23 protein-coding genes and 2 pseudogenes are annotated in these 24,215 nt (G+C 66.4%); 12 read left to right on the forward strand and 13 right to left on the reverse strand.

From position 1 onward, the window contains the following. Positions 1 to 770: 770 nt before the first annotated feature. On the forward strand, positions 771 to 2,687 hold the full coding sequence (locus J2739_RS24915) for a methyltransferase domain-containing protein (protein ID WP_309906715.1): 1,917 nt from the start codon (positions 771 to 773) through the stop codon (positions 2,685 to 2,687). Between the two features lie 2 nt (positions 2,688 to 2,689). Here the strand turns inward: J2739_RS24915 and J2739_RS27925 are convergent, their stop codons facing one another. Continuing rightward, positions 2,690 to 3,004: a hypothetical protein gene (locus J2739_RS27925; RefSeq protein WP_405053950.1), complete on the reverse strand. Its 315-nt coding sequence runs from the start codon at positions 3,002 to 3,004 to the stop codon at positions 2,690 to 2,692. On the opposite strand from J2739_RS27925, the gene J2739_RS24925 reads away from it, so the two are divergent. Further along, complete coding sequence (locus J2739_RS24925; protein WP_309906893.1) at positions 2,998 to 3,570, forward strand: hypothetical protein; 573 nt, start codon at positions 2,998 to 3,000, stop codon at positions 3,568 to 3,570. The genes J2739_RS27925 and J2739_RS24925 overlap by 7 nt on opposite strands. A gap of 52 nt (positions 3,571 to 3,622) precedes the next feature. Here J2739_RS24925 and J2739_RS24930 read toward each other — a convergent pair whose 3' ends face one another. The 3 genes from J2739_RS24930 to J2739_RS24940 form a co-directional block, all read right to left on the reverse strand. Further along, positions 3,623 to 4,504 (reverse strand): NAD-dependent protein deacetylase, encoded by an 882-nt coding sequence (locus J2739_RS24930; RefSeq protein WP_405053948.1) that lies wholly within the window; start codon positions 4,502 to 4,504, stop codon positions 3,623 to 3,625. A 2-nt stretch (positions 4,505 to 4,506) separates the two neighbouring features. Next, positions 4,507 to 4,959: a hypothetical protein gene (locus tag J2739_RS24935; RefSeq protein ID WP_309906717.1), complete on the reverse strand. Its 453-nt coding sequence runs from the start codon at positions 4,957 to 4,959 to the stop codon at positions 4,507 to 4,509. 234 nt (positions 4,960 to 5,193) lie between these two features. Continuing rightward, on the reverse strand, positions 5,194 to 6,267 hold the full coding sequence (locus J2739_RS24940) for a DNA-binding protein (RefSeq protein WP_309906719.1): 1,074 nt from the start codon (positions 6,265 to 6,267) through the stop codon (positions 5,194 to 5,196). A gap of 148 nt (positions 6,268 to 6,415) precedes the next feature. On the opposite strand from J2739_RS24940, the gene J2739_RS24945 reads away from it, so the two are divergent. The 7 genes and pseudogenes from J2739_RS24945 (at position 6,416) to J2739_RS24975 (ending at position 11,077) form a co-directional block, all read left to right on the forward strand. After that, on the forward strand, positions 6,416 to 7,771 hold the full coding sequence (locus J2739_RS24945; RefSeq protein ID WP_309906722.1) for a site-specific integrase: 1,356 nt from the start codon (positions 6,416 to 6,418) through the stop codon (positions 7,769 to 7,771). A 115-nt stretch (positions 7,772 to 7,886) separates the two neighbouring features. After that, positions 7,887 to 8,186 carry a YlcI/YnfO family protein gene (locus tag J2739_RS24950; RefSeq protein WP_309906724.1) on the forward strand — a complete coding sequence of 100 codons (300 nt, stop codon included), beginning with the start codon at positions 7,887 to 7,889 and terminating at the stop codon, positions 8,184 to 8,186. Then, the gene (locus J2739_RS24955) at positions 8,183 to 8,494 is read left to right on the forward strand and encodes a type II toxin-antitoxin system RelE/ParE family toxin (protein WP_309906726.1); all 312 of its coding nucleotides are present in this window, start codon (positions 8,183 to 8,185) and stop codon (positions 8,492 to 8,494) included. Before J2739_RS24950 ends, J2739_RS24955 begins: the two co-directional genes overlap by 4 nt. Positions 8,495 to 8,701: 207 nt before the next feature. Next, positions 8,702 to 9,115: pseudogene (locus J2739_RS24960) on the forward strand (tyrosine-type recombinase/integrase); the annotation flags it as partial. Between the two features lie 146 nt (positions 9,116 to 9,261). After that, on the forward strand, positions 9,262 to 9,528 hold the full coding sequence (locus tag J2739_RS24965; RefSeq protein WP_309906728.1) for an antitoxin: 267 nt from the start codon (positions 9,262 to 9,264) through the stop codon (positions 9,526 to 9,528). Further along, positions 9,525 to 9,941, forward strand: coding sequence for a type II toxin-antitoxin system VapC family toxin (locus J2739_RS24970; RefSeq protein ID WP_309906730.1), 417 nt, complete (start codon positions 9,525 to 9,527; stop codon positions 9,939 to 9,941). Before J2739_RS24965 ends, J2739_RS24970 begins: the two co-directional genes overlap by 4 nt. A 111-nt stretch (positions 9,942 to 10,052) precedes the next feature. Continuing rightward, positions 10,053 to 11,077, forward strand: a pseudogene (locus J2739_RS24975) (IS110 family RNA-guided transposase). Here J2739_RS24975 and J2739_RS24980 read toward each other — a convergent pair. The 8 genes from J2739_RS24980 to J2739_RS25015 form a co-directional block, all read right to left on the reverse strand. Further along, positions 11,074 to 11,427: a hypothetical protein gene (locus J2739_RS24980; protein WP_309906732.1), complete on the reverse strand. Its 354-nt coding sequence runs from the start codon at positions 11,425 to 11,427 to the stop codon at positions 11,074 to 11,076. The pseudogene J2739_RS24975 and the gene J2739_RS24980 sit on opposite strands and share 4 nt — an antisense overlap. A gap of 207 nt (positions 11,428 to 11,634) precedes the next feature. Next, the gene (locus J2739_RS24985) at positions 11,635 to 11,964 is read right to left on the reverse strand and encodes an L-rhamnose mutarotase (protein ID WP_309906734.1); all 330 of its coding nucleotides are present in this window, start codon (positions 11,962 to 11,964) and stop codon (positions 11,635 to 11,637) included. 41 nt (positions 11,965 to 12,005) lie between these two features. Beyond that, entirely contained in the window at positions 12,006 to 12,782 is a 777-nt protein-coding gene (locus J2739_RS24990; protein WP_309906736.1) for an SDR family oxidoreductase, read from the reverse strand. A gap of 19 nt (positions 12,783 to 12,801) precedes the next feature. Then, complete coding sequence (locus J2739_RS24995; protein WP_309906737.1) at positions 12,802 to 14,094, reverse strand: L-fuconate dehydratase; 1,293 nt, start codon at positions 14,092 to 14,094, stop codon at positions 12,802 to 12,804. A gap of 21 nt (positions 14,095 to 14,115) precedes the next feature. Beyond that, entirely contained in the window at positions 14,116 to 15,063 is a 948-nt protein-coding gene (locus tag J2739_RS25000) for an ABC transporter substrate-binding protein (RefSeq protein ID WP_309906739.1), read from the reverse strand. Between the two features lie 29 nt (positions 15,064 to 15,092). Continuing rightward, entirely contained in the window at positions 15,093 to 16,121 is a 1,029-nt protein-coding gene (locus J2739_RS25005) for an ABC transporter permease (protein WP_309906740.1), read from the reverse strand. Positions 16,122 to 16,138: 17 nt separating this feature from the next. Next, positions 16,139 to 17,665: a sugar ABC transporter ATP-binding protein gene (locus J2739_RS25010; RefSeq protein WP_309906742.1), complete on the reverse strand. Its 1,527-nt coding sequence runs from the start codon at positions 17,663 to 17,665 to the stop codon at positions 16,139 to 16,141. 7 nt (positions 17,666 to 17,672) lie between these two features. Next, the gene (locus tag J2739_RS25015; protein WP_309906744.1) at positions 17,673 to 18,548 is read right to left on the reverse strand and encodes an amidohydrolase family protein; all 876 of its coding nucleotides are present in this window, start codon (positions 18,546 to 18,548) and stop codon (positions 17,673 to 17,675) included. A 175-nt stretch (positions 18,549 to 18,723) separates the two neighbouring features. Here J2739_RS25015 and J2739_RS25020 point away from each other — a divergent pair, with 175 nt between their 5' ends. Then, on the forward strand, positions 18,724 to 19,437 hold the full coding sequence (locus J2739_RS25020; protein ID WP_309906747.1) for a FadR/GntR family transcriptional regulator: 714 nt from the start codon (positions 18,724 to 18,726) through the stop codon (positions 19,435 to 19,437). Positions 19,438 to 19,702: 265 nt separating this feature from the next. Here J2739_RS25020 and J2739_RS25025 read toward each other — a convergent pair whose 3' ends face one another. Beyond that, entirely contained in the window at positions 19,703 to 20,491 is a 789-nt protein-coding gene (locus J2739_RS25025; RefSeq protein ID WP_309906748.1) for a DeoR/GlpR family DNA-binding transcription regulator, read from the reverse strand. A 212-nt stretch (positions 20,492 to 20,703) separates the two neighbouring features. On the opposite strand from J2739_RS25025, the gene deoC reads away from it, so the two are divergent. After that, positions 20,704 to 21,783 carry a deoxyribose-phosphate aldolase gene (gene deoC, locus J2739_RS25030; protein ID WP_309906750.1) on the forward strand — a complete coding sequence of 360 codons (1,080 nt, stop codon included), beginning with the start codon at positions 20,704 to 20,706 and terminating at the stop codon, positions 21,781 to 21,783. Positions 21,784 to 21,787: 4 nt separating this feature from the next. Beyond that, entirely contained in the window at positions 21,788 to 24,196 is a 2,409-nt protein-coding gene (locus J2739_RS25035) for an aldehyde dehydrogenase family protein (RefSeq protein ID WP_309906752.1), read from the forward strand. Positions 24,197 to 24,215: the final 19 nt, after the last annotated feature.

Consider the following 24,215-nt stretch of genomic DNA (forward strand, 5'->3'; position numbering starts at 1 on the left):
CAGGGAATGCCCCGGCAGGTACGCCGGCTCCGCCGAACCGGTCAGCACGGGAGTGACGATCGATGCATGCCTATTGCCGACCGAGCCTTCATGAAAAAAATGTGCGAGATGCTCATTCACGTCGCGGAGAGGATCCATTCGCGCGCGAGGTGCCGATGACCGCGCCGTCAGCGAGGCGATTGCACAGGCCCCGTCGCCGACCTAGGCTTTTGCCACCGGGCGGGGGTGCCACATCGCCGCTCCCATAGGGCCCGGATCGGGCCGCTCTTCAGTTCAGACGTAGCGCGCAAATTCCGCATCGCACGGTCGAAGCTCCACTCTCTCTGAATGGCCACTTCGGTCGGCGTCTAAGCGACCCCGCATCGAGTATCGATACGGTGAGGCCGGTTGCATGTGGCCGAAGGTGTAGTCCGGCTTGCCGATGAATCCAGCCCCGGCAGCATTGCCAAGGGCGCCGTCCGTGGCGGCATAACCCCCCACCCCTTAGCAGACTGGTGTCTGTCGATTCGAGCTTGCAGTAAGCCGGCACCGGCGTGATGGACCTGCTGGGAGGGAAGGCAGGAAATTGCCAGGTTTCGATCGAGGGAGTTCAAGCTCAGTCGCCCGGCGCATGCTTCAATGCCGCTGTACGGCTCTGCAAACCAATGTCACCAACCGTCAGTCCCGGCGAACGCCGCTCGACCTGACCGGAGCTCGCGAGAATGTCACCGCATCTCGAGGCGCCTGCTTCCCGATGCATTCGTACCGTCCGCACGCGAGGCTTGGCGACCATGACGCACGCTCTCGAACAGGTTTATTCGATCCAGATCCTGCGTGCGGTGGCGGCCAGCACCGTCGCCTGGCTGCACACCTGGACCGCGCCCCTGTTCGGCCTGTTCGGCGTCGATCTCTTCTTCGTCATCAGCGGCTTCGTGATGTGCATGGTGGTCGACCACGGGCGGGGCGGCCCCGTGGCGTTCCTGGTCGACAGGCTCACGCGCATCGTGCCGCTGTACTGGGCGGTAACGACGATGGTGGTGCTCGTCGCATGGCGGCTGCCGAGCGTGATGGGATCGACGGTTGCGGATCTCGTCAACTACGTGCAGTCGCTGCTCTTCATTCCGCACTTCCGGGACGACGGCCAGCTTTTTCCGGTGCTGATGGTCGGCTGGTCGCTGAACTTCGAGATGCTCTTCTACGTGCTCATCGGGCTTGTCCTTGCCTTCGGCACGTCGCACTTTGCGGGCCTGATGACCGTGGCCCTCGTCTCACTCTACGCGATCGGCGCCCTGTTCGACAAGCAGACTGTCGGCCATGAGTTCCTGCACAACACGCTCTGGTTTGAATTCGTCCTCGGCATGGCCTGCTTTCATGTCTACCGGCACCCCGTGCTGGCGCAGATCCCGAAGCCGTTGGCGCTCGTGCTGGCCGGCGCCTGCTACCTTGCGATGGTGGGGTGCGAGAACATGGCCGATCGCATCTGGGTCGCCGGCGTGCCGAGTTTCTTCATGCTTCTCTTCGCCCTGCAACTCGAAGTCCCCATCCGCAGGGCCGGTTCGCTGATGCTGCGCTTCATCGTTCATGTCGGCGACTCGAGCTACGCGACCTACCTGTCGCACATGTTCGTGATCGGCTTCCTCGAGCGCGTCGTGTACGTCCGCCTGGGCATCGCGGAAAACTACGCGACATCGCTGTTCTCGCTCGCATGCTGCCTTGCGGCGGGCTCGCTGATCTACCGTCTCGTCGACCGCCCGTTCGTGCGGAGCGCACGCTGGATGGTCAAGCGTTTTCGCGCCTCTGGCGCTCTTTCTGCCGGGCCAGGGGCCGTCCGCGGACCCATGGTGCGCGGGGCCCTTAAGAGACAAAATCCTGCCAGTCTCGGTCATCGAGTCAAGCCCCTAGAGGAGGGTGAGATGTCAACGTTCGTAGCGACAGATCCTGCAGCTTATGAAGCGTATGTCGGCCGGGGAAGTCAGCGCCTTGCCCCGGTCTTTGTTCGGTTCGCGGGCGTTTCAGATCATGAGAAGGTTCTAGACATCGGCTGCGGGACGGGCCATTTGACGCGTGCCATATCGGCTGCGCATGCGCGCGCCACCGGCATTGATCTGTCTTCCCCATACGTTGAATTCGCGCGACGTATTACTGCGCCAGAGGAGGTCACATTTGACGTCGGCGACGCCCTTGACCTTCCGTACCAAGATGGAGAATTTGACCGGGCATTGTCGATGCTGGCATTGGACGTGCTGCCCGACCCGGCCCAGGGTTTGCGCGAGATGAGGCGCGTCACGCGCAAGGCAGGTACCGTGGCTGTGGTCGTCAACAATTTCCGCTGCGGCTGGACGCCCTTTAGCCTCGTTTGGGATGCGGCTGCCGTCCTTGATGCGGATGGTGCCGCGATGCGCGACGAAATGGTCTGCAAGCCGCTCGGCTGGCCCGGAGGGCTCGCAGGCCTGTTCGATGAGGCGGGCTTCGCCGACGTCGTACAGGAGCAAATTGGCGCGGTCTTTGACTACCAATCGTTTGAGGACTACTGGTCTACTTTTCTCACCGGGCAAGGAAAAACCGGAAGCTACGTAACGCAGCTTCAAACCCCGAAGCGCGACGAACTGCGCCGCCATGTCCGAGCAGCCTATCTTTCCGGAATGTCTGACGGTCCCCGCAGTTTTACAACCTCCTTTTGGGCGGCCCGCGGCATGATCTCAACTTAGCCTTACCCTGGCTGGTCGGCGGTGCCGCAATCGGCCGAGGCCGTGTGAAAACAGGTTGAATAAGCGACAGTGCTCACTAGATTGTGGCAACGGTATTGAAGGGCAGCCACATGAAGCGATTCATCGAAGGCGAGGACCGACAGCAGGTCACTCTGCTGCCGGAGTGCCTCGACGACAATGTCGGCGAAGACAACCCGGTGCGAGTTGTCGATGCCTTCGTCGAGGAACTGCATCTGCATGCACTGGCTTTTGAATGGAAAGAACAGCGCCTTCGAGGCAGGATGGGTCGTCGGTCCACAGGAGGTCACCCATGCCATTCCTATCGCCCTCGGCGGCGCGAGTGCCGCCGCTGTCGTTTCTACTTGCCGACCAGACCGAGCCACTCCAGCACATCGCCCGCCACCTGGGGGTGAGCCTGCGAACCCTTCAGCGCTACGCGGCAAGCGGCAACGCGCCGCGCGCCGTCTACCTGGTTCTGTGGTTCGAGAGCAGCTGGGAGCTGGGCACCCTGCACGCGCAGGCCGTCAACGAGGCGCAGCACGCCCGCTCCTGGATCGCCTCGCTCGAGCGTGAATGCGAGCGTCTGCGCAGCTGCGCTCGCCGAGACTCGGAACCATGGGTCGCACGCCATCTGGCGGCCTCCAAGGAGAAGGACCGTGACCCTCCCGAGACTCTTTGCATTCGTCAGTCAGCGCGGCATCTATCTTCGGATGCGCCTCGACCGGCACTTCATGGCCATCTGGTATGCCGTGCGCTCGCCAAGTGCCAACGGGGTGGGGTCAGGACGGCAGGTCAGCGGCTAGGTTTTGGGGATCGTACTGTTGGTGCAGTTCGATACGTTCATCTTGAAAAACCCATGCACGACAACCACTCATCAATGTGAACCATGCCGCACCAGTGGCAGGTCGCCACGTCGGATCGCTGAGCCTTGACGCTCATGCCACCAACTGCTCCGCCAGGGCCGTCAGTGCCTCGCCCACCGGCTGCGCGACCTTCAACGCCAACAGATCGTCGGCACGCGTGCGTCCGAGGTTGACCGCTGCCACGGGCTTGCCCGCGGCCACGGCCGCCTGCACGAATCGGAAGCCCGAATACACCATCAGCGACGAGCCGGCGACCAACACGGCATCGGCTTCACTCAGCGCCGCATAGGCGGCTTGCACGCGCTCGCGCGGCACGCTCTCGCCGAAGAACACCACGTCGGGCTTGAGCATGCCGCCGCAGATCGAACAGGCCGGCACGTCGAAACCGGCGAAATCCTGGTCTTCGACGTCAGCATCGCCGTCCGGCGCGGCGCGGGCTTCCAGTGCGGCCCACGCGGGGTTTCGCGCACGCAGCGTCTGCTGCATGTCGGCACGCGGCGTGCGCGTCTCGCAGCCGAGGCAGCGCACGGTGTCGATGCGGCCGTGCAGGTCAATGGTCTGGCGGCTGCCGGCGGCGTCGTGCAGGCCGTCGACGTTCTGCGTGAGCAGCAGTCCCACGCGGCCCGAAGCCTCGAGCCGGGCCAGCGCGCGGTGCGAGGCGCCAGGCTGGGCTGTCGCCATGGTCGGCCAGCCGACCAGGCTGCGTGCCCAGTAGCGGCGGCGCGTGAGCTCGTCGCCGGTGAAGGCCTGGAGGGTCACTGGCGCCGGCCGCTTCCATTGGCCGTTGATGTCGCGGTAGTCGGGGATGCCCGAGTCGGTGCTGCAGCCGGCACCGGTCAGCACGAAGAGGCGGGGATGGCGCGCGGCGAAGTCGGCCAGCGAGGTGGAGGCGTCCATGGCAACCGAGCATACGGCGGCCGGCGCCGCCTCGCAGGCGGCGGGGCTCTCCGCGATGTTCAGCGGAACTGCTTGCGCAGCAAGGGCCTGTGCCTGGCGACGTGCGCGAGCTGAGCCTCGGCAATGAGACCGCCCAGATCCACGCCGTCGCCGTTCAGGACCTCGTTGGCATGCACCAGCGCACGGGCCACCACCTCGTCCTCGCTCACGCCGAGCTGCGCAGCGAGGTCGAGCGCCACACGCTTCATCGCGCGCTGCGACAGCATCCACATGGCGCCGAAGGCGTCCCACGCAGCGGCCGATTCCTTGAAGCGTTCGCGGTCCGCCAGAATCTCGTTGAGCGGCTTGGCCAGCAACTCGTTGATCGCGTCGAGTTGCTCGGCCAGCACGGCGTGCTGCGCCTGCGCGTCGCGCAGCGCGTCGGCCGCGCTATCCGCCGTCGGCGGCACCGGCGCGGCAAAGCTGCCGTCCGCTTTCGCCGTGGGAATCTGGAGCTTGTCGGTCAGGGACATGGCGTTGCCTTTCTTCGGTGCGGCGTGTTGGGGTTCGAACGCCAGTGCCGCGCGGCAGGCGTTGCGTGCTTGACGACATCGAAGAGTGTAGTGAGCGCGCCGCACGGAACGTGGTAGAGAGTCGTTGTTGCCTACACCTACGGATGGAACGGCGCGTATCCGCGGATCAGGCTGCCTGCAGGTACTTTTCAAGCACGAGAGCGATTTCTGGAATGCGGTGCAGCTGCGATCCTGTCACTCCGGCTTGACCGCTTTCTTGGCCCTCTTGATCGTCACTGTCGGTTTTTTGCCGGGGCTTTTTTGCGGTCGCGTCACCGCTTCGGCAAGCAGTCGCCGAGTGGAGTCATGGGCTGCCCGCTCTTCGTCGACCCGCTGCTCAAGGGCATCCAGCCGCGCTTGCTGCGCCACGCACTGGGCGCGCGCCTGCGCCAACTCGATGCCCTGCGCCGCCAATTGCTCGCGCAACCCTGCGTCCGCTTGGCGCGCCGCCTCCCGCACTTGCTGCAGCTTCTCAAGCTCGGCTTCCAGACGCTTCGCCGCGACTTCCTCGCCCTTTGTTCGGCGCTGTTGCTCCTTGGCCAGTTCGGCCTCCAGCGCCTTGGCCTCCTGGCGCGCGCGATCTACCTCGGCGAGCATGCGCTTCTCCTGCCCGGCATGCCGCTCCTCAGCTTGCCGCAGATCTTGGTCCCGCGCTCCCATCGCCATGGCGTGTTCCCGCCGCATCCGCTCTCGGGCCTCCGCCACTTGAGAGAGCAGGGCGGTCAGCCGCTTGATCTCATCCTCCAACCCCACGCGGACCCGATGCGCCTCGATCGCGTGCTCCTTGAGCTGGCGCTCCATCGTCTCCCGGGCCTGTTGCGAGGAGGCCAGCGCCGCATCGAGGCCCACACGCGCCTGCGCGAAGGCGTCCTCGCGCTGCGCCAGCGCACGTTGCGCCTCGGCCAGCGCCGACTCGCGCGCCTGCAGTTCGGCGCGCACCGATTCCAGCTCGCCACGCTGCACTTCCTCGGCCTCGCGGCGTGCCGTCTCCCACAGCAGCTTCGCCGCGTTGCGCACGCCGACCGGCATGCCATCGGGATCGTTGCCTGCAGACCGCGTTGGACCTGCTTGCAGGCTCACCAAGCGCTCGCCGAGCGTTGCGAACCAGCGCTCGAGCATCGGGCTCACGGTGTTGGGCGAGCCACGCCCGATCTTCAGGCGCACCCGCTCGATGGTGGGCCGTTTTCCTTCGGCCAGCAGCGCATCCGCGGCCGCGAAGACGTCGGCCTCCTGAATGCCATGGCTGCGAACTCCGGCGATCTCGCTCATAACGACCCTTTTTCGGGCTTTAACAGCCGCAAACTTTGGACGGCTCACCGCCCTCTTCTTTGCTATATTTAGGTCACGATAAGAGATGGTTATCGTGACTTATCGATGTATGATGTAGCGAATCATATGTCATATGTATGAATTCTCCATGAACCCGTCACCGACCAATCCCGCGAATGAGGCCGCGCCCGCGCAGCACCCGCTGGCCACCCTGGCCGAGCGCCAGGCCGTGCTCGATCCCGCACGGCTGGCCTCCACGGCCGAAGACGCCGCACGCGCGCTGTTGCGCCAGGGCGAATCGGTCAACACGCGCATGTCCTACGGCTCGGCGATGCGCTACTGGTGTGCCTGGTACGCCGCGCGCTACGGCCACGCGCTGTCGTTGCCGGTGCCCGTGCCGGTGGTGGTCCAGTTCATCGTCGACCACGCGGCGCGCCGGCACGAGGATGGCGACGCGCATCGCGATGCGGAGGGCGAGGCGAATGGCCGCGCGCAGGACAACGGCATGCCCGACGAAGGCGGCCAGGCGCGCCGTCGCGGGTCAGCCCCCGTCGGCCCGCGGCGCAAGGCCAGCGCGCTGGTCAGCGAACTGCCGCCGGACGTCGACCAGGCGCTGGTGAAGAACGGCTACAAGGCGCGCCTCGGACCGCCCGCCTTGAACACCCTCATTCACCGCATCGCGGTGCTGTCCAAGGCGCATCAGATGGCCTACGCCGGGACGACCGGATCGACAGGGGGTTCGTCGCCCTCCTCCGCACCCGGCGGGCCAGGCGCATCGGGAGGCTCCAGCCACGCCGCGTCCGACCAGAAGCTCGTGAACCCCTGCGCGGATCCTTTGGTGCGCGAGCTCCTGGCGCGTACGCGGCGCGCCTATGCCCAGCGCGGCGCGCGACCCAAACGGCAACGCGCGCTCACCAAGGACCCGCTGCAGCTCTTGTTGGCCACCTGTGACGACACCTTGCGCGGAAAACGCGACCGCGCCCTCCTCCTCTTTGCCTGGGCCACCGGCGGGCGCCGCCGCTCCGAGGTGGCCGCCGCCACCCTGGAAAACCTGCAGCGGGTGAATGCCGAAGCCTTCGTCTACACCCTCGCCCACTCCAAGACCAACCAGAGCGGCGAGCTGCGGCCCGAGGATGTGAAGCCCTTGGCGGGCAGCGCCGCAGCGGCCATGACCGAATGGCTGGCGGTACTCAAGGCGCATGGCATCCAGGAGGGACCCATCTTCCGGCGCATCCGCAAGGGCGGCCACCTGGGCGAACCCCTCGCGCCCGCGGCCGTGCGCGACATCGTCAAGGAGCGCTGCGCGCTGGCGGGCATCGACGGGCGCTTCAGCGCGCACTCGCTGCGCGCCGGCTTCGTCACCGAGGCGGGCAAGCAGAACATGCCGCTGCCGGAGACGATGGCCATGACGGGGCATCAGAGCGTGGCGACGGTGGTGGGGTATTTCAGGGCGGAGAGTGCGCTGGGCAGCAAGGTCAGCCGGATGCTCGACGAGCCTGGCTAGCAGGTGCGTCAAGGGCGCCTGACGGCAGCACGGACCAGATCATCACAAGAGCCTCAGCTGCGATGAGAGTCCTCCCAAGTTCGCACGCGCATAGCAATTGCACTACAATCCGCACATGAAAAGCGCTCAACTGCCTCCGGTGCGCGTCACGCCCTCCGTACGGCACCAGATCGAAAGTGTGCTGCGCGAGGGCGAGACGCTGTCACAGTTTGTCGAGCAGGCCGCAGTCCAAGCAGCGCAACGCCGCAAACTACAGCAGGAGTTCGTTGCGCGGGGCCGGGCATCGCTGGCCCGCGCGCGCGTGACTGGGGAATACTATCCCGCGACGGATGCACTTGAGGCGATGCGCGGGCGACTCGATGCCGGGCTGGCGGCGCATCGACAAGCCGACCGCGCCTCCAAGCGAAGGTCGTGAGCTACGCGGTCAGCCTGACGCGCGAGGCACTCGAGGATCTGCAGCGACTCGAGAGCTTCCTGATAGACACAGCGCTTGAGCACGGCGACTTGGACCTGCCCGAGCGAGCGCTGGCCGCCATCCAAAGCGAGTTCCGCATCCTCGAGCGAAATCCGTTCACCTGCCGAATTGCCTTCGATGACCGGCTGGAGCGCGAACTTGTGATTCCATTCGGTGCAGCGGGATATGTCGCACTGTTTCACATCATCAGTGATCTTGAGGTCGTGGTTTCCGCGATCCGCCATCAACGAGAAGACGACTATCACTGAAGAGGGTGTCCAGGTTCCTGGGGCTGGTGACGTGAAGCCGCTGGTCGGCAGAGCCGCAGCGGCCCATGTCCAAATGGCTCGCGGTGCTCAGGGCGCGCGGGAGGGCAGCATATGAGCCACCCGTACGCAGCGCACCGCGGCCGCGAGTTGCAGCGGCCCGCCTCCTTCGCGCAACAGATTCGGCTTTGTCCAGCATTGCGATAGGCCAACCAGCGCGGCGAGCTGCGGCCCGAGGATGTGAAGCCGCTGGCGGGCAGCGCCGCAGCGGCCATGACCGAATGGCTCGAGGTACTCAAGGCGCATGGCGTCCAGGAGGGACAGATCTTCCGGCGCATCCGCAAAGGCGGCCACCTGGGCGAGCCCCTCGCGCCCGCGGCCGTGCGCGACATCGTCAAGGAGCGCTGCGCGCTGGCGGGCATCGACGGGCGCTTCAGCGCGCACTCGCTGCGCGCCGGCTTCGTCACCGAGGCGGGCAAGCAGAACATGCCGCTGCCCGAGACCATGGCCATGACCGGGCATCAGAGCGTGGCGACGGTGGTGGGGTATTTCAGGGCGGAGAGTGCGCTCGGCAGCAAGGTCAGCCGGATGCTCGACGGAGATGAACCGTCCGCGAAACCATAAAGATCGCCGGCGTGCCCCAATGACCTGGCCCCTCCCGCCGTAACCTCCTGAACACAGATCGGTCGCTTGACAGGATATGGCGACGTAGATACATCAGTATCTACGTCAGCAGCCACCTTCCGCTGAAAACCACCTGGGAGCCCGCCATGCAGCAACCCACCGCCAAACTCTTCACCACCGGCGGCAGCCAGGCCGTGCGCCTGCCGGCCGAATTCCGCTTCGAGGGCACTAGAGAGGTCTATATCCGCCGCGACGAGAACACCGGCGACATCATTCTGTCCCAGCGATCGCCCGTGGACTGGCAGGCGTTCATGCAACTGCGCGAGCAACTGGGCCCGGTACCGCAGGACTTCCTGGCCGATCGCGAGCAAGGCGAGCAACAGCGCGATCCCTTCGCGGACTGGAAGGAATGACCCTCTACATGCTCGACACCAATGCCGCGAGCGAGGCACTGCGCGGGCATCCCGCCTTCGACCCCCGCCTGCAGGCGGTGCCGCCCGGCCAATGGTGTATCTCCGCCGTGACCTGTTCCGAGATCCGCTACGGCGTGGCCAAGCGGCCCGAGGCGGTGCGTCTGCACCGCCTGGTGGACGAGTTCCTGCGCATCGTGCCGATCCTGGCCTGGGACGCCAAGGCGGCACACCGGCACGGCGCGCTGCGCGCCGACCTGAAGGCGCGCGGCACGCCCATCGACGACTTCGACGAAATGATCGCAGCGCATGCGCTCGCGCTCGGCGCCGTGGTGGTCACGGACAACACCCCGCACTTCGCGCGTGTCCCGGGCCTCGTGATCGAGAACTGGCTGCGGCCTTCGGGCGACCATTGAAAAAAAGGGGTTCTGTCGCAATAAGTCGGTTCTGTCGCAGCAAGCCGGCGCTGGTAAGCTGATGCGAGACTGAGGACGGGACGAACACGACACCCACTTTAAGAGCTCGAAATGCATGCCACGACGTATGGGCTGGATGTTGCAAAGCGCGTGTTTCAGAGGTACTGGGTCGACGTTGAAACCGGTGAGATCGTCAATCGGCGATTTGGCCGCGACGAGCTTATCAAGTTCTTGTCGCAGCGAGTTGCAGGACGTGTGGCGTTGGAAGCGTGCGGGCAGCGGGCACTGGTGGGCCCGCAAGATCAGGAGAGCTTGGACACGAGGTTGTGCTGATGCATGCGAAGTTCATTCGGCCCTTCGTCCAGACGAACAAGACTGACGCGGCGGACGCACGCGCAATATGGACGGCCGTGCAGCAACCGGGAATGCGGACGGTGGCTGTGAAGTCGCAGAATCAGCAAGCCATGCTGAGCCTTCATCGAATGCGCGCCTTGCTGATTAAGTTCCGCACCATGCCAGTGAACCAGCTGCGCGGATTACTGTACGAGTTTGGGGCGACGTTTAGAGCTGGTCGCATTGCTGGCCTCGCGGAGATCCGCGCTCGCATGGTAGAACTCAAGGATGAACTGCCCGGCCCGATGATGGCGTGCCTGCAAGAGCAGATCGGGCGCATCGACGAACTGCAGCGGGACATTGATCGACTTGAGACGCGCATAGGCGCTTGGCAAAAGATGGACCAAGCGTGCCGCGCGATCGCTGATGTACCTGGAATAGGCAAGCTGACCGCAACCGCGTTGGTCGCGACGATGGGTGACGCCACGATGTTCAAGTCAGGGCGTGAGTTCGCAGCGTTCCTGGGCCTGGTGCCTCGCCAGAGCGGCACGGGAGGCAAGGTGCGAATGGGATCGATCTCGAAGCGAGGCGATCCGTACCTACGAACGCTGTTGATTCATGGCGCGCGATCGGTCATGTATCACGCGAAGGCGCCGACGCCATAGTAAGAACAGATTCCCGCGCGGCGACCAGCCAACGTCGTTGCGGTTGCACTGGCAAGCAAGATGGCTCGCACAGCTTGGGCGATTCTGGCGCGAGGTCAGCCGCACCAGTGGGACTTCGTGAGTGTCAGGCCAGCTTAGGCAATCATCTGCGCGAGGGTATTGCCCGCGCCGAGTCCGAGCAGCACCCGCGCGGGCTTGCCGAGCCTGGTCACCAACGCGGTGGTCGCCGGGGTGGGCGAAACGCCTCCACCCGTGCCGCCCGTGCCGCCCGTATCACTTGTGCCGCCTGTACCACTCGTGGCACCGCCGCTTTGGCCATCGCCACCCTGGCTGCCGCCAGTACTGCCTTGGCCGCCGCTGTTGGCGCCGGCCAGGCCGATCGGGGCGGCCAGGCCGCCACCTTGGCTACCGCCGCCACCGCCACCGCAGCCGAACAGGAGCACCGAAAGCATCAGTGCGGAAACGCATCGCCGGGAAAACATGATCATGAAAGAACTATTCGAGATTGAAGGGAGGAATCAGACGCCGCGGCACCGAGTGCACGATTCATACCCACGCCCCTTGCCCGGAAAGGAGCGCATGAAGCAACGCGGAAAGTGAGATGAAGCGTCGCTTCGGGGATCGACCTGCGACAGCCATGGCCGGCCTTCGAGTTGCGGCTGACAAAAAAGGAATGTCGAAGCCGCCGCAAGCACCTACAGCTTGAATATCCGATCCATCTCCAACCACTTCTCCCCTTCCGGCGTCCACGGCGTGGGCGCCTGGAATTTCCACATCAGTTCTTCCCACGCGCGAATCTTCGGATCGTTGCGCGTCGCGGCCGCCATCACCTCGGCGTCGTAGCGCGCGTCGTCGGTTTCCATCAGCATCACCATCCGCGTCCCGAGCCGGTAGATCTCCATTGCCGTCACGCCATGCGCATGCAGATGCGCGCGCACCTCGGGCCAGATGTCGCGGTGATAGGCCTCGTACTCGGCGATCAGCGCCGGGTCGTCTTTCAGATCGAGGGCAAGGCAGTGGCGCATGGTCGTCGGGTCCGGTGGTCGATGAAGGGAAGAGCGAGAGATCAGGTCAGCGCCCGGTCCAGGTGCGTGTAGCCGCCATCCACGAACACCCACTGCCCCGTTGTGTGCGAGGCCCGCTCGGAGAGCAGGAACACCGCGGTGTTCGAAATCTCCTGCGGCGTGGTCATGCGGCGGCCGAGCGGAATCTTGTCGGTGATGGCCGCGAGCTTGCGGTCGGGTTCGTCGAAGGCCGAGATCCAGCGCTGATAGAGCGGCGTCATCACCTCGGCGGGGATCACCGCGTTGACGCGCACGCCATCTTCCAGCAAGGAAGCCGCCCACTCGCGCGTCAGCGACAGCTGCGCGCCCTTGGCCGCGGTGTAGCCGCTGGTGTTGCCCTGCCCCGTGAGGGCCGTCTTCGAAGAGATGTTGACGATCGCGCCGCGGCTGGCCTTCAGGTGCGGCAGGCAGAAATGCGCCATCACATAGTAGTGGACGAGGTTCCGCTCCAGCGATGCGATGAACGCCTCGCGCCCCGCTTCGAGCCCCACGCTGTCGTTCACGCCCGCGTTGTTGACCAGCCCGTCGATGCGCCCGAACGCCGCGGCGGTGCTCTCGACGGCCTTGCCGCAGGCGGCCTCTTCCATCAGATCGAACTGGAGAAAACGCGCCCGCGGCTGCAGCGCGCGCAGCTCCTGCTCGAACGCCGCATCCAGCGGGTTCTTCCCGCAGATCACCGGCACCGCGCCTTCGCGCGCGAGGGTGAGCGAAATGGCCGCGCCGATGCCGCTGCCGCCGCCGGTGACGAGCACCACCTTGTCCTTCAGATTCAGGTCCATGAGCGCACGCTGCCTTTCCCTATTGATCCATCTGCCCGCGGAAGCGGTAGCGCTCGAGCGACTCGGGCTTCATCGTGATCGAGAAGCCGGCACCCGCCGGCGGCATGTAGGCCGCGCCGCGGATCAGGCAGGGTTCGGCGAAGTGTTCATGCAGGTGGTCCACATACTCGACCACCCGGCCCTCGCGCGTGCCGGCGATGCACAGGTAGTCGATCATCGACAGGTGCTGCACGTACTCGCACAGGCCCACGCCCCCGGCGTGCGGACACACCGGCAGCTTGTACTTCGCGGCCATCAGCATCACCGCGAGGATCTCGTTCACGCCGCCGAGGCGGCACGCATCGATCTGCACCACGTCGATGGCGCCGCGCATGATGAACTGCTTGAACATGATGCGGTTCTGGCACATCTCGCCCGTCGCCACCTTCACCGCCGGCGCGATGCCTTCGCGGATCTTGCGATGGCCTTCGACGTCGTCGGGGCTCGTCGGTTCCTCGATGAACCAGGGCTTGGCGAAGGCCAGCTGCCGCACCCAATCGATGGCCTGACCGACCTCCCAGACCTGGTTGGCGTCGATCATCAGGTGGCGATCGGGCCCGAGCACTTCGCGCGCCACGGTCAACCGGCGGATGTCGTCCGCAAGGTCGCGCCCCACCTTGAGCTTGAGGTGGTTGAAGCCCGCATCGACCGCCTCCTGCGCGAGCCGCCGCAGCTTCTCGTCGGAGTAGCCGAGCCAGCCGGCCGAGGTGGTGTAGCAGGGGTAGCCTTCGGCCTTCAGCGTGGCGATGCGCTCGGCCTTGCTGGCGGCCGCATCCTGCAGCATCGCGAGCGCCTCCTCGGGCGTGATGCAGTCCGTGATGTAGCGGAAGTCGATGCAGCGCACCAGCGCTTCGGGGCTCATGTCCGCCACCAGCTGCCACACCGGCTTGCTTTCGGACTTGGCCCACAGGTCCCACATCGCATTGACCACCGCGCCGGTCGCGAGGTGGATCGCGCCCTTGTCGGGACCGATCCAGCGCAGCTGGCTGTCGGACGTGACGTGGCGCCAGAAGCGGCCCATGTCCTCGGCCACCCACTGCAGGTCGAGCCCGACGACCAGGTGGCGCATCGCCTCGATGGCCGCGCAGCAGATCTCGTTGCCGCGGCCGATGGTGAAGGTCAGGCCGTGCCCTTCGAGTCCCGGCTGGTCGGTCTCCAGCACGACGTATGCCGCAGAGTAGTCCGGGTCGGGGTTCATCGCGTCGGAGCCGTCGAGCTGCTGCGAAGTGGGAAAGCGCACGTCCAGCACGCGCATGGATCGGACGATGGTCATGAGCGGGTCTTCTGCAAAAAATCAGTCGTACAGAACCGATGCGATCTTCGGGTCTGCGATGTTGGTCTTGTCGTACCAGAAGAAGCCCGTATCCACCACCTTGGGCAGCTTCTCGCCCTTGATCGCCTTCACCGCCATCTCCACCGTCTTGTAGCCCATGCCCACGGGGTTCTGCGTGATGGCGCCGGCCATGCTGCCGTCCATGATCGCGTTCTTCTGCTGCTTGCCGGAGTCGTAGCCGATGATCACGACCTTGCCGCCGCGCTTCATCTCCTTCACGCCGTTGACCACGCCGATGGCCGAGCCCTCGTTGGCGCCGAAGATGCCCTTGAGGTTGGGCGAGGCCTGCAGGATCGACTTGGTGATCTCGGTCGACTTCAGCTGGTCACCGCCGCCGTACTGCACGCTCACGATCTTGATGTTCGGGTAGGCCGACTTGATGCGGTTCACGAAGCCGTCGCGCCGGTCCACCCCGGTGCGGCTGGTCTGGTCGTGCACCACCAGCGCGACCTCGCCCGACTTGCCGATCATCTCGGCCATCTTGTCGGCAGCCAGCGCGGCGGCGGCCTTGTTGTCGGTCGTGGTGGTGGTCACGGGAATGTCGCTGTCCACGCCCGAGTCAAAGGCCACTACGGGAATCTTCGCGGCCTGCGCCTTCTTCAGCAGCGGAATGGCGGCCTGGCTGTCGAGCGCGGCAAAGCCGATGGCCTGCGGCTTCTTGGCGAGTGCGGCGGAGAGCATGTCGATCTGCTTGTCGACCATCGCCTCGGTCTCGGGCCCCTCGAACGTGACCTTCACCTTCAGATCCTTGGCGGCTTGCTCGGCACCGGACTTCACGGCCTGCCAGAACTGGTGCTGGAAGCCCTTGGACACGAGCGGAATGTAGATCTCCTGCTGCGCCTGGGCGAAGGCCGGCAGGCCGACGAGGGCCGCGGCCAGCGCGGTGGTGGCTGCTCTTCTTTGGATCATGCGAAGTCTCCTTGGGTTGTGGAAAAGGCTCAATGCGCGCTGCTGCTGCGGCGGCGCAGGATGTCCGCGTACACGGCCAGGATGATGATCACGCCCGTGACCACCGTCTGCCATTCCTGCGCGACCGAGAGAATGCGCAGGCCGTTGGTCAGCACGCTCATGATGAAGGCGCCGATGATCGTGCCCACGATGGTGCCGGTGCCGCCGCTGAGCGAGGTGCCGCCGATGACCACGGCCGCGATCGCATCGAGTTCGTACCCCTGTCCCAGCGCCGGCTGCGCGGAGTTCAGGCGCGAGGCAATCAAGAGGCCCGCAATGCCGCAGATGCCGCCGCTCACCGTGTACACCACGATCTTCCAGAAGTCGGTGTTCACGCCCGACAGGCGCACGGCCTCCTCGTTGCTGCCGAGCGCAAATGTGTAGCGCCCGAGAATGGTCTTGTTGAGCACGATGCTCGCGGCCACCGCCACCAGGAAGAGGATCAGCACCGCGTTGGGAATCGGCAGCGACGGAATGAAGTAGCCGATCAGCGAATCCTGCGAGATGGCCGGGAAGTCCGGCGTGTCGTTGAAGTAGATCGGCTTGGTGCCCGAGATCACGAGCGACAGGCCCTTGAGCAGCATCATCATGCCCAGCGTGGCAATGAAGGGTGGGATCTTGAGCTTGGCGATCAGCACGCCCGACACGAACCCGGCCAGTGCACCGAAGAAGATCGCCGCCGCGATGCCCAGCGCGAGCGGCATGCCCATGTAGGTGAGCACCACGCCGGCCATGACCGCGCAGAAGGTCATCAGCGTGCCCACCGAAAGATCGATGCCCGCGGTGATGATGACGAAGGTGCAGGCAATGGCCAGCACGCCGTTCACCGCGGTCGACTGCAGGATGCTCACGAGGTTGTCGGTCTGCAGGAACTGCGGCGACGCGAAGCTGAAGAACACCAGCAGCGCGATCAGGCTGGCAAAGGCCAGCAGCTTCTGCCGCGTGGCGGGGCGAAAGAGCCGCGCCTTCAGCGAGAAGCCCGGTGCGGCGGCGGCGGTGGTGGCGGTAGGGGTCGTCAAGGCGTTGTCTCCAGTCGTCAGGCGGTGGCGGCAGCAGCAGCGGCGCTTTCACGCCGGGTGGCGAGCTGCATGATCTTTTCCTGCGAGGCTTCACGCCCCGCGAGTTCGCCGGTGATGCGGCCTTCGCACATCACCAGCACGCGGTGGCTCATGCGCAATATCTCGGGCAGCTCCGAAGAGATGATCACGATGGCCTTGCCCTCGGCCGCCAGTTCGTTGAGCAGGCGATAGATCTCGGCCTTGGCGCCCACGTCGATGCCGCGCGTGGGCTCGTCGAAGAAGAGCACGCTGCAGTCGCGCAGCAGCCACTTGGCGATCACGATCTTCTGCTGGTTGCCGCCCGAGAGCAGCCGCACCTGCTGGCGCACCGAGGGCGTCTTGATGCCGAGCTGCTTCACGTAGCGCTCGCCCGCGGCCTCGATGGCGGCCTGGTCGATGAAGACGCCCATCGACAGGAACTTCTTCATGCTCGGCAGTGCGATGTTGGTTTCAACGTCCATGCCGGTGGCCAGGCCGAAGTGCTTGCGGTCTTCGGAGAGGTAGCCGATGCCGTGTCGCACGGCATCCTCAGGCGATTTGATCGACACCTTCCTGCCGCGCACGAAGACCTCGCCGGCGTCGATGGCGTCGGCGCCGAACACCGCGCGCGCGAGCTCGGTGCGGCCCGCGCCCATGAGCCCCGCAAAGCCCAGGATCTCGCCCCTGCGCAGCACGAAGCTGGCGTCGCGCACCACCCCGCCGCGCGTGATGCCACGGGCCTCGAGCACGACCTCGTGGCCCGAGGGGGTGTCGGGAAAGTCGTTCTCCACCTCGGTGAGCTGGCGGCCCACCATCATCGCGATCAGCGAGTCCATCGGCGTGCCGGCCATCGGCACGGTGGCGATGTACTGGCCGTCGCGCATCACGGTCACGCGGTCGGCGATGCGCTTCAATTCATCCATCTTGTGCGAGATGTAGACGATGGCCACGCCCTGCGACTTGAGCTGGCCGATGATGCGGAACAGGTCGGCCACCTCCTCGTTGTTGAGCGCGGCGGTGGGCTCGTCCATGATGAGTACGCGCGAGTCGAACGAGAGCGCCTTGGCGATCTCCACCATCTGCTGCCTGGCCACTGTGAGCTCTCCGACCGGCGTGTGCGGGTCGAGCCGCAGGTTCATGCGCGCAAAGATGCGCTCGGCCTCGGTGCGCATCGCGTCTTCGTCGATGAAGAGGCCGAAGCGCCCGCGCGGCTCGCGGCCGATGAAGATGTTCTGCGCGGCGCTCAGGTGATTCATCAGGTTCAGCTCCTGATGGATGATCCCGATGCCCAGCGCCTGTGCCGCGCGCGGGCTTGCGATGTCGACGGGCTGGCCGTCGATCCGTACTTCGCCGGAGTCCTTGCTGTAGACGCCGGCCAGCACCTTCATGAGGGTGGACTTGCCCGCGCCGTTCTCGCCCATCAGCGCATGCACCTCGCCGGGCAGCAGGTCGAACTGCGCCGTGTCGAGCGCGCGCACGCCGGCAAAGGACTTGCAGAGGTCGCGGATGGTGACGATGGGTGGCATGGCGCGTTCAGTCCGTTGGAAGGCCGTAGAAGCGTTGCGCGGTGCCGCGCCAGAGGTGCGACTGCTCGCTGGCCGACAGGCCGCCGATGCAGGCCTCGCTGAGCGCGATCCAGCCCGCGTAGTCGCCGGCCAAGGTGAGCACCGGCCAGTCGCTGCCCCACATGAGGCGCGCGGGGCCGAAGCTCTCGAGCAGCGGTTCCCACACCGGGCGCACGGCGCGCACCGCCACATCCACGTCGTGGTGCGCCGCCTGCGGCGCCTCGCCCCAGAGCCCGGAGAACTTGCAGCACACCTGCGGCAGCGCGGCGAGCGCGGCCATGTCCTTGCGCCAGGCCGCGAAGGCCTCGCTGCCGTGCGCGCCCACGGGCGGCTTGGCGGCATGGTCGATCACCACGGGCAATTGCGGCCAGTCTTTCAGGAAGCGCAGCAGCGAAGGCAGGTGCCGCGGCTTCACCAGCGCATCGAAGCGCAGGCCCAGGCGGATGAGCGCCTCGATGGCATCGGCGCGCGGCATGCGGGCGATCCAGTCGTCGTCGGGCAGGTCTTGCAGCATCGGCCGCACGCCCTTGAACTTGGGGTGCCGCGCCATGCGTTCGAGCGAGGCGACGGCATCGGGGCTGCCCAGGTCGACCCAGCCGACCACACCGCCAACCACCTCGTGCGCGCTGGCCAGCTCGAGCATGAAGCCGGTCTCGGCCTCCGAATCGGCGGCCTGCATCAGCACCGTCCGCTCCACGCCATGGGCTTGCAGCAGGGGCTCGAGATGCTCGGGCAGAAAGTCGCGCACCAGCGGCGCCAGGGCGGGTACATCGGCGCGCAGCCACGCGTAGTCGCCGCGCGCGGGCCGCCAGAAATGCTGATGCGAGTCGATGCGCTGTCTCATGCTCCGTCTCTTTTGGCCTTACCAATTTGGCGAGGCCACTTTGCCACAGCGTCAAAAATGGCCCCACCGGAACAAACCCTTTGCGGGTTTTCCCGCAAAATTTTGCTCATTAGTAGCAATCACTACATGGAGGATGGCAAACTGGCATGACCAGATCGACGGCCCTGCTCCTTTCATGCTTCCCTCCACCAAACCCGGCGACACCCGCCGGCTCTACCAGCAGATCGCGGACCAGATCCGGGCGGTCATCCGCAACGGCAACCTGCCCGTCGGCGCGCGCTTGCCGCCCGAGCGGGAGCTGGCCTTGCAGCTGGGGGTGTCGCGGCCTTCGCTGCGCGAAGCGCTGATCGCCCTGGAGATCGACGGGCGCATCGAGATACGGATGGGGTCGGGCGTGTATGTCTGCGCGTCGCCTGACGCGCCGGAGCGCGCCACGCCGGCGGTGGGCGAAAGCCCGTCGGAAATGATCCAGGCGCGCGCGATGCTCGAAGGCTCTGTCGTCACGCTGGCCTCGGCCCGCGTGAACCCGCAGCACCTGGAGCGCGTGAAGGCCTCGCTCGAAAGCATGCGCCAGGACGGCCTGAACGGCCGCGCGCAGATCGAGAATGACCGGCGCTTCCATATCGCCATCGCCGAGATGACGGGCAACTCGGTGCTCGTGCGGCTGGTCGGGGAACTGTTCGATGGACGGCACAGCCCGATCTCTTCGCGCATGAGCGAGCGCACCGAGAATTCATATGCGTGGAAGGCGGCCTTCGCCGAGCACGAGGCGATCTACCGCGCGCTCGAAGCGCGGGACCCGCAGGCCGCGGTGGCGGCCATGCTGCATCACCTGAGCGCCTCGCATGCGCGGTGGACGGAGGAATCTGCGTTGCCGGCCGCCGACTGATTCGAATTTGCGCGGATGCGGCTTGCGCCGAGCCGCGGGCGCGCGCCTATCGCAGCGACGACCTGGACTTCCGGCCCATCGCCGGCAGTCCGTTGCTGGGCATCTTCGCGCTCGTGCACGAGGGCTTCGCGCCATCGGTACTCGGCAAGCGGATGGTCGAACTGGTTGCCGCATCGCCGAAACAGGCCGGGCGCGGCTGAACCGATGGCGTGTCAGGGAGAACGCGGCCGGCATGCCCGCCCCTGCGCGCAGGGAAGCACTTGATTCAAGCCGCCGGAGGCCGCGCAAACTCGATCGGCAGATCCTTGAACTGCCTGCGCAAACCCGGCGCGGGCGCCCCGCCCACCACGATGCGCGCAAACGCATCGAGCGGACTGAAGAAGGCGGGCCGCAGGCGATTGAGCTTGCTTTCATCCACGATCAGGAAGCTCTCCGACGCGCTGCGGATCGCTGCCTGCTTCACCGGCACCTCGTGGAAATTGGAGCAGCTCGCGCCCCGCTCGAGGTCCAGTCCACCGGCTGAAATGAAAGCCTTGTTCACGCCCAATCGATTGAGATATTGCAGCCCCTCGTCGGAAAAGAAGGTGGCCGACGATGCGTGGTACAGCCCGCCCATCAGCATCAACTGCGTGTTCGGGCGGCGGCCCAGGATGGATGCGATGTTCGTGGAGTAACACACCACGCTCAGCGGCATGTCGGGCGGCAGGGCTTCCGCGAAATGGACCATGGTGGTGCCGCAGTCGATGAACAGGCTGTCGTGCGCCTGCACCCATTCGGCGGCGCGCTGGCAGGCCACGCGCTTGTGCGCCGCATGCTGGTCGCTGGCCTCGTCGAGCGAGTACCGGTCGCCGCCCGGCAGCGCGGCCGCGAGCACGTAGCCGCCAAGAGCGGTGAGCGGCGAAATGGCCGCCGACAGGTCGCGGCGGATCGTCATTTCGGTCACGTCCAGCCGTTGGGCGGCCAGCTTGATCGGCAGCGGTCCGCCGGCCTCGACAAGCTCCTGCATCTTGGCAAGGCGCAAGGCCCGGGCCTCGGCGCCGGCGGTCTTTCGCATGTTCGGGTTCCTCTGATCCACAAGCCGGAGTATCGGGCATCAGAAATGTTATCTGAAAAACATCTTGCGCGATTAAATGTTATTGAAATAACATTGATGCCAGGACGCCGACGGCCTTGTACGACGGCATGCAAAACGATCCGAGACAAAGACATGCCCATTGCCCACCTGCCGTTCATGCGGCGCTTGCGCGCCCCGCTGCCCTTCACGCCATGAATTCCACTTCCCTCGTCCGGGCCAGCGGCGCGGTGCGCGCGCGCCCCGTTTCTTCGGCCGTCCGGGCGGCATCGCCCCCGGCTGCCACCGACGCCGACGCGACGGCGCCTGACAACAAGCCGCACGCCATCGCACGCAACACCGCGCAGCCCTTCGATGCCGGCTGGTTCGACAGCATCCGCATCAACCTCTCGGCCGCCGAACGCCGCGTGGCCACCCTGCCCGGGCGCCGCTCCGTCAAGAAGGATGCGCAGGCCGGCTGGCTGCTCAAGGCCATCAGCTGCATCGACCTGACCACGCTCAACGGCGACGACACGGCCGAGCGCGTGCGCAGGCTGTGCGCCAAGGCCGTGACCCCGGTGCGCCCCGACCTGCTGGCCGCGCTGGGCTTTGCGGACCGCACGCTGCATACCGGCGCGGTCTGCGTCTATCACCGCTTCGTGGCCACGGCCGTCGATGCGCTCGCCGGCTCCGGCATTCCGGTGGCGGCGGTGTCCACGGGCTTTCCGGCCGGGCTGATTCCGCACGAGCTCAAGTTGAAGGAGATCGAGGCCTCGGTGCGCGACGGCGCGGCCGAGATCGACATCGTCATCACGCGCGAACACGTGCTCACCGGCCAGTGGCGCAGGCTCTACGACGAGATGCGCGATTTTCGCCTTGCCGCGGGCGATGCGCATGTGAAGGCCATTCTCGCGACGGGCGAACTCAAGACGCTGCGCAACGTGGCCAAGGCCTCGATGGTCTGCATGATGGCCGGCGCCGATTTCATCAAGACCTCCACCGGCAAGGAAGGCGTGAACGCCACGCCGCTGGTCACGCTGGTGATGCTGCGCATGATCCGCGCGTACGAAGCCCGCACGGGTTTTCGCGTGGGCTACAAGCCGGCCGGCGGTGTCTCCACCGCCAAGACCGCGCTCGACTACCAGGTGCTCATGAAGGAAGAACTGGGCCGCGCCTGGCTCGAGCCCGAGCTGTTCCGCATCGGCGCCTCCACCCTGCTGGCCGACATCGAGCGCCAGCTGGAGCACCACGTCACGGGCCGCTATTCGGCCTTCCACCGCCACCCGATCGGATGACCCGATGAGCAGCAACAGCAGCGTCGCACGCTATTTCGACACCATGGACTACGGCCCCGCGCCAGAGAGCGACACCGACGCCCGCCAATGGCTCTCGCGCCATGCGGAGGGCTTCGGCCACTTCATCGGAGGGCGCTTCACCGCCGCTTCGGCCAGCGCGCATTTCGATACCGCCGAGCCGGCCACCGGCCAGCGGCTCGCCCGCATCGCACAAGGATCGGCGCAGGACGTGGACGCCGCCGTTGCCGCGGCGCGCGGCGCGCAGGCCGCCTGGATGGCGCTCGGCGGCCATGGCCGGGCACGGCACTTGTACGCCCTGGCGCGCATGGTGCAGCGCCATGCGCGGCTGCTTGCGGTGATCGAGGCGCTGGACAACGGCAAGCCGATCCGCGAGACGCGCGACCTCGACGTGCCGCTGGTGGTGCGCCACTTCTATCACCACGCGGGCTGGGCCCAGCTGCAGGAGCGCGAGTTCGCCGACCAGGTGCCGCTGGGCGTGATCGGGCAGATCATTCCGTGGAACTTCCCGCTGCTGATGCTGGCCTGGAAGATCGCACCCGCGCTCGCGCTGGGCAACACGGTGGTGCTCAAGCCTGCGGAGTTCACGCCGCTCAGCGCGCTGCTGTTCGCCGAGCTCGCCGCAGAGGCCGGCCTGCCCGCGGGCGTGCTGAACGTGGTGACCGGCGACGGCGCCACGGGTGCGGCGCTGGTGGCGCACGAAGGCGTCGACAAGATCGCCTTCACCGGCTCGACCGACGTGGGCCGCCTGATCCGCGAGGCCACCGCGGGCTCGGGCAAGTCGCTCACGCTGGAGCTGGGCGGCAAGTCGCCCTTCATCGTGTTCGACGACGCCGACATCGATGCCGCGGTGGAAGGCGTGGTCGATGCCATCTGGTTCAACCAGGGCCAGGTGTGCTGCGCCGGCTCGCGGCTGCTGCTGCAGGAAGGTATCGCGGCCGACTTCATCGAACGCCTCAAGCGCCGCATGCAGAGCCTGCGCGTGGGCCTGCCGCTGGACAAGGCGATCGACATCGGTAGTTTGATCGACCCCTCGCAGCTCGAGCGCGTGCGTTCGCTGGTGGCCACGGGCGTGCGCGAAGGCGCGGCCTGCTACCAGCCGCCGGGCGCGCTGCCGGCGGGCGGCAGCTTCTTTCCACCCACGCTGCTGACGGGCGTGCATCCGGCGTCCACCGTCACGACCGAAGAGATCTTCGGGCCGGTGCTGGTGGCCATGACCTTCCGCACACCCGACGAGGCCGTGGCACTGGCCAACAACACGCGCTACGGACTCGCGGCCAGCGTGTGGAGCGAGACCATCGGCCTTGCGCTGGGCGTTGCGCCGCAGCTGCAGGCCGGCGTGGTGTGGGTCAACGCGACCAACCTGTTCGATGCGGGCGTGGGCTTCGGCGGCTACCGCGAATCGGGCTACGGCCGCGAAGGCGGACGCGAAGGCTGCTACGAATACCTGAAGCCGCGCGCATGGGCCGGGCGCAAGCCGCGTTCGGCAGCAGCGCCTGCTCCAGCGGCAGACGAGGCCGATAAGGCCTCAGCCACTGGCGCGCTTCCGACCATCGACCGCACGGCCAAGCTGTTCATCGGCGGCAAGCAGGTGCGCCCCGATGGCGAGCAGTCGCAGCCGGTGTTCTCCGCCGCCGGCCACCGGCTCGGCGAGGTGGGAGCCGGCAACCGCAAGGACATCCGCAACGCCGTGGCCGCCGCACGCGCCGCCGCGGGCTGGTCGAGTGCCACGCCGCACCGCCGCGCCCAGGCGCTCTACTACCTGGCCGAAAACCTCTCGGCGCGCTCGGGCGAATTCGCCGCGCGCCTCACGAGCCTGACCGGCATCGCAGCGTGTGCCGCGCAGGCCGAAGTCGACGCCGCCGTGAGCCGCCTCTTCGCCTACGGCGCGTGGGCCGACAAATACGAAGGCACGGTGCACGTGCCGCCGCTGCGCGGCGTGGCGCTGGCCACCGTCGAGGCCATCGGCGTGGTCGGCGTGGTGTGCCCCGACGAGGCGCCGCTGCTGTCCTTCGTGAGCCTGCTCGCGCCGCTACTCGCCATGGGCAACCGCACGGTGGTCGTGCCGAGCGAGAGGCACCCGCTGATCGCGACCGACTTCTACCAGGTGCTCGAAACCTCCGACCTGCCCGCCGGCGCGGTCAACCTCGTGACCGGCCCCGCGGCCGGCCTTGCGCAGACGCTGGCCGAGCACGACGACGTCGACGCGCTGTGGGCTTTCGGCGCGAAGGATCTTTCGCGCATTGCCGAGCGGCTGTCGATCGGCAACCTCAAGCGCACGCTGGTCGATCACGGCCTGGCCACTGACTGGCACGACGGGGCGGCCGCCGAAGGCCCGCTGTTCCTGCGGCATGCCACGCAGGTCAAGAACATCTGGATTCCCTATGGCGAATGAGATTGGGCCAACCCGCCGG

It is taken from the genome of Variovorax soli, assembly GCF_031454625.1.
Lineage (GTDB): Bacteria > Pseudomonadota > Gammaproteobacteria > Burkholderiales > Burkholderiaceae_C > Variovorax > Variovorax soli_A.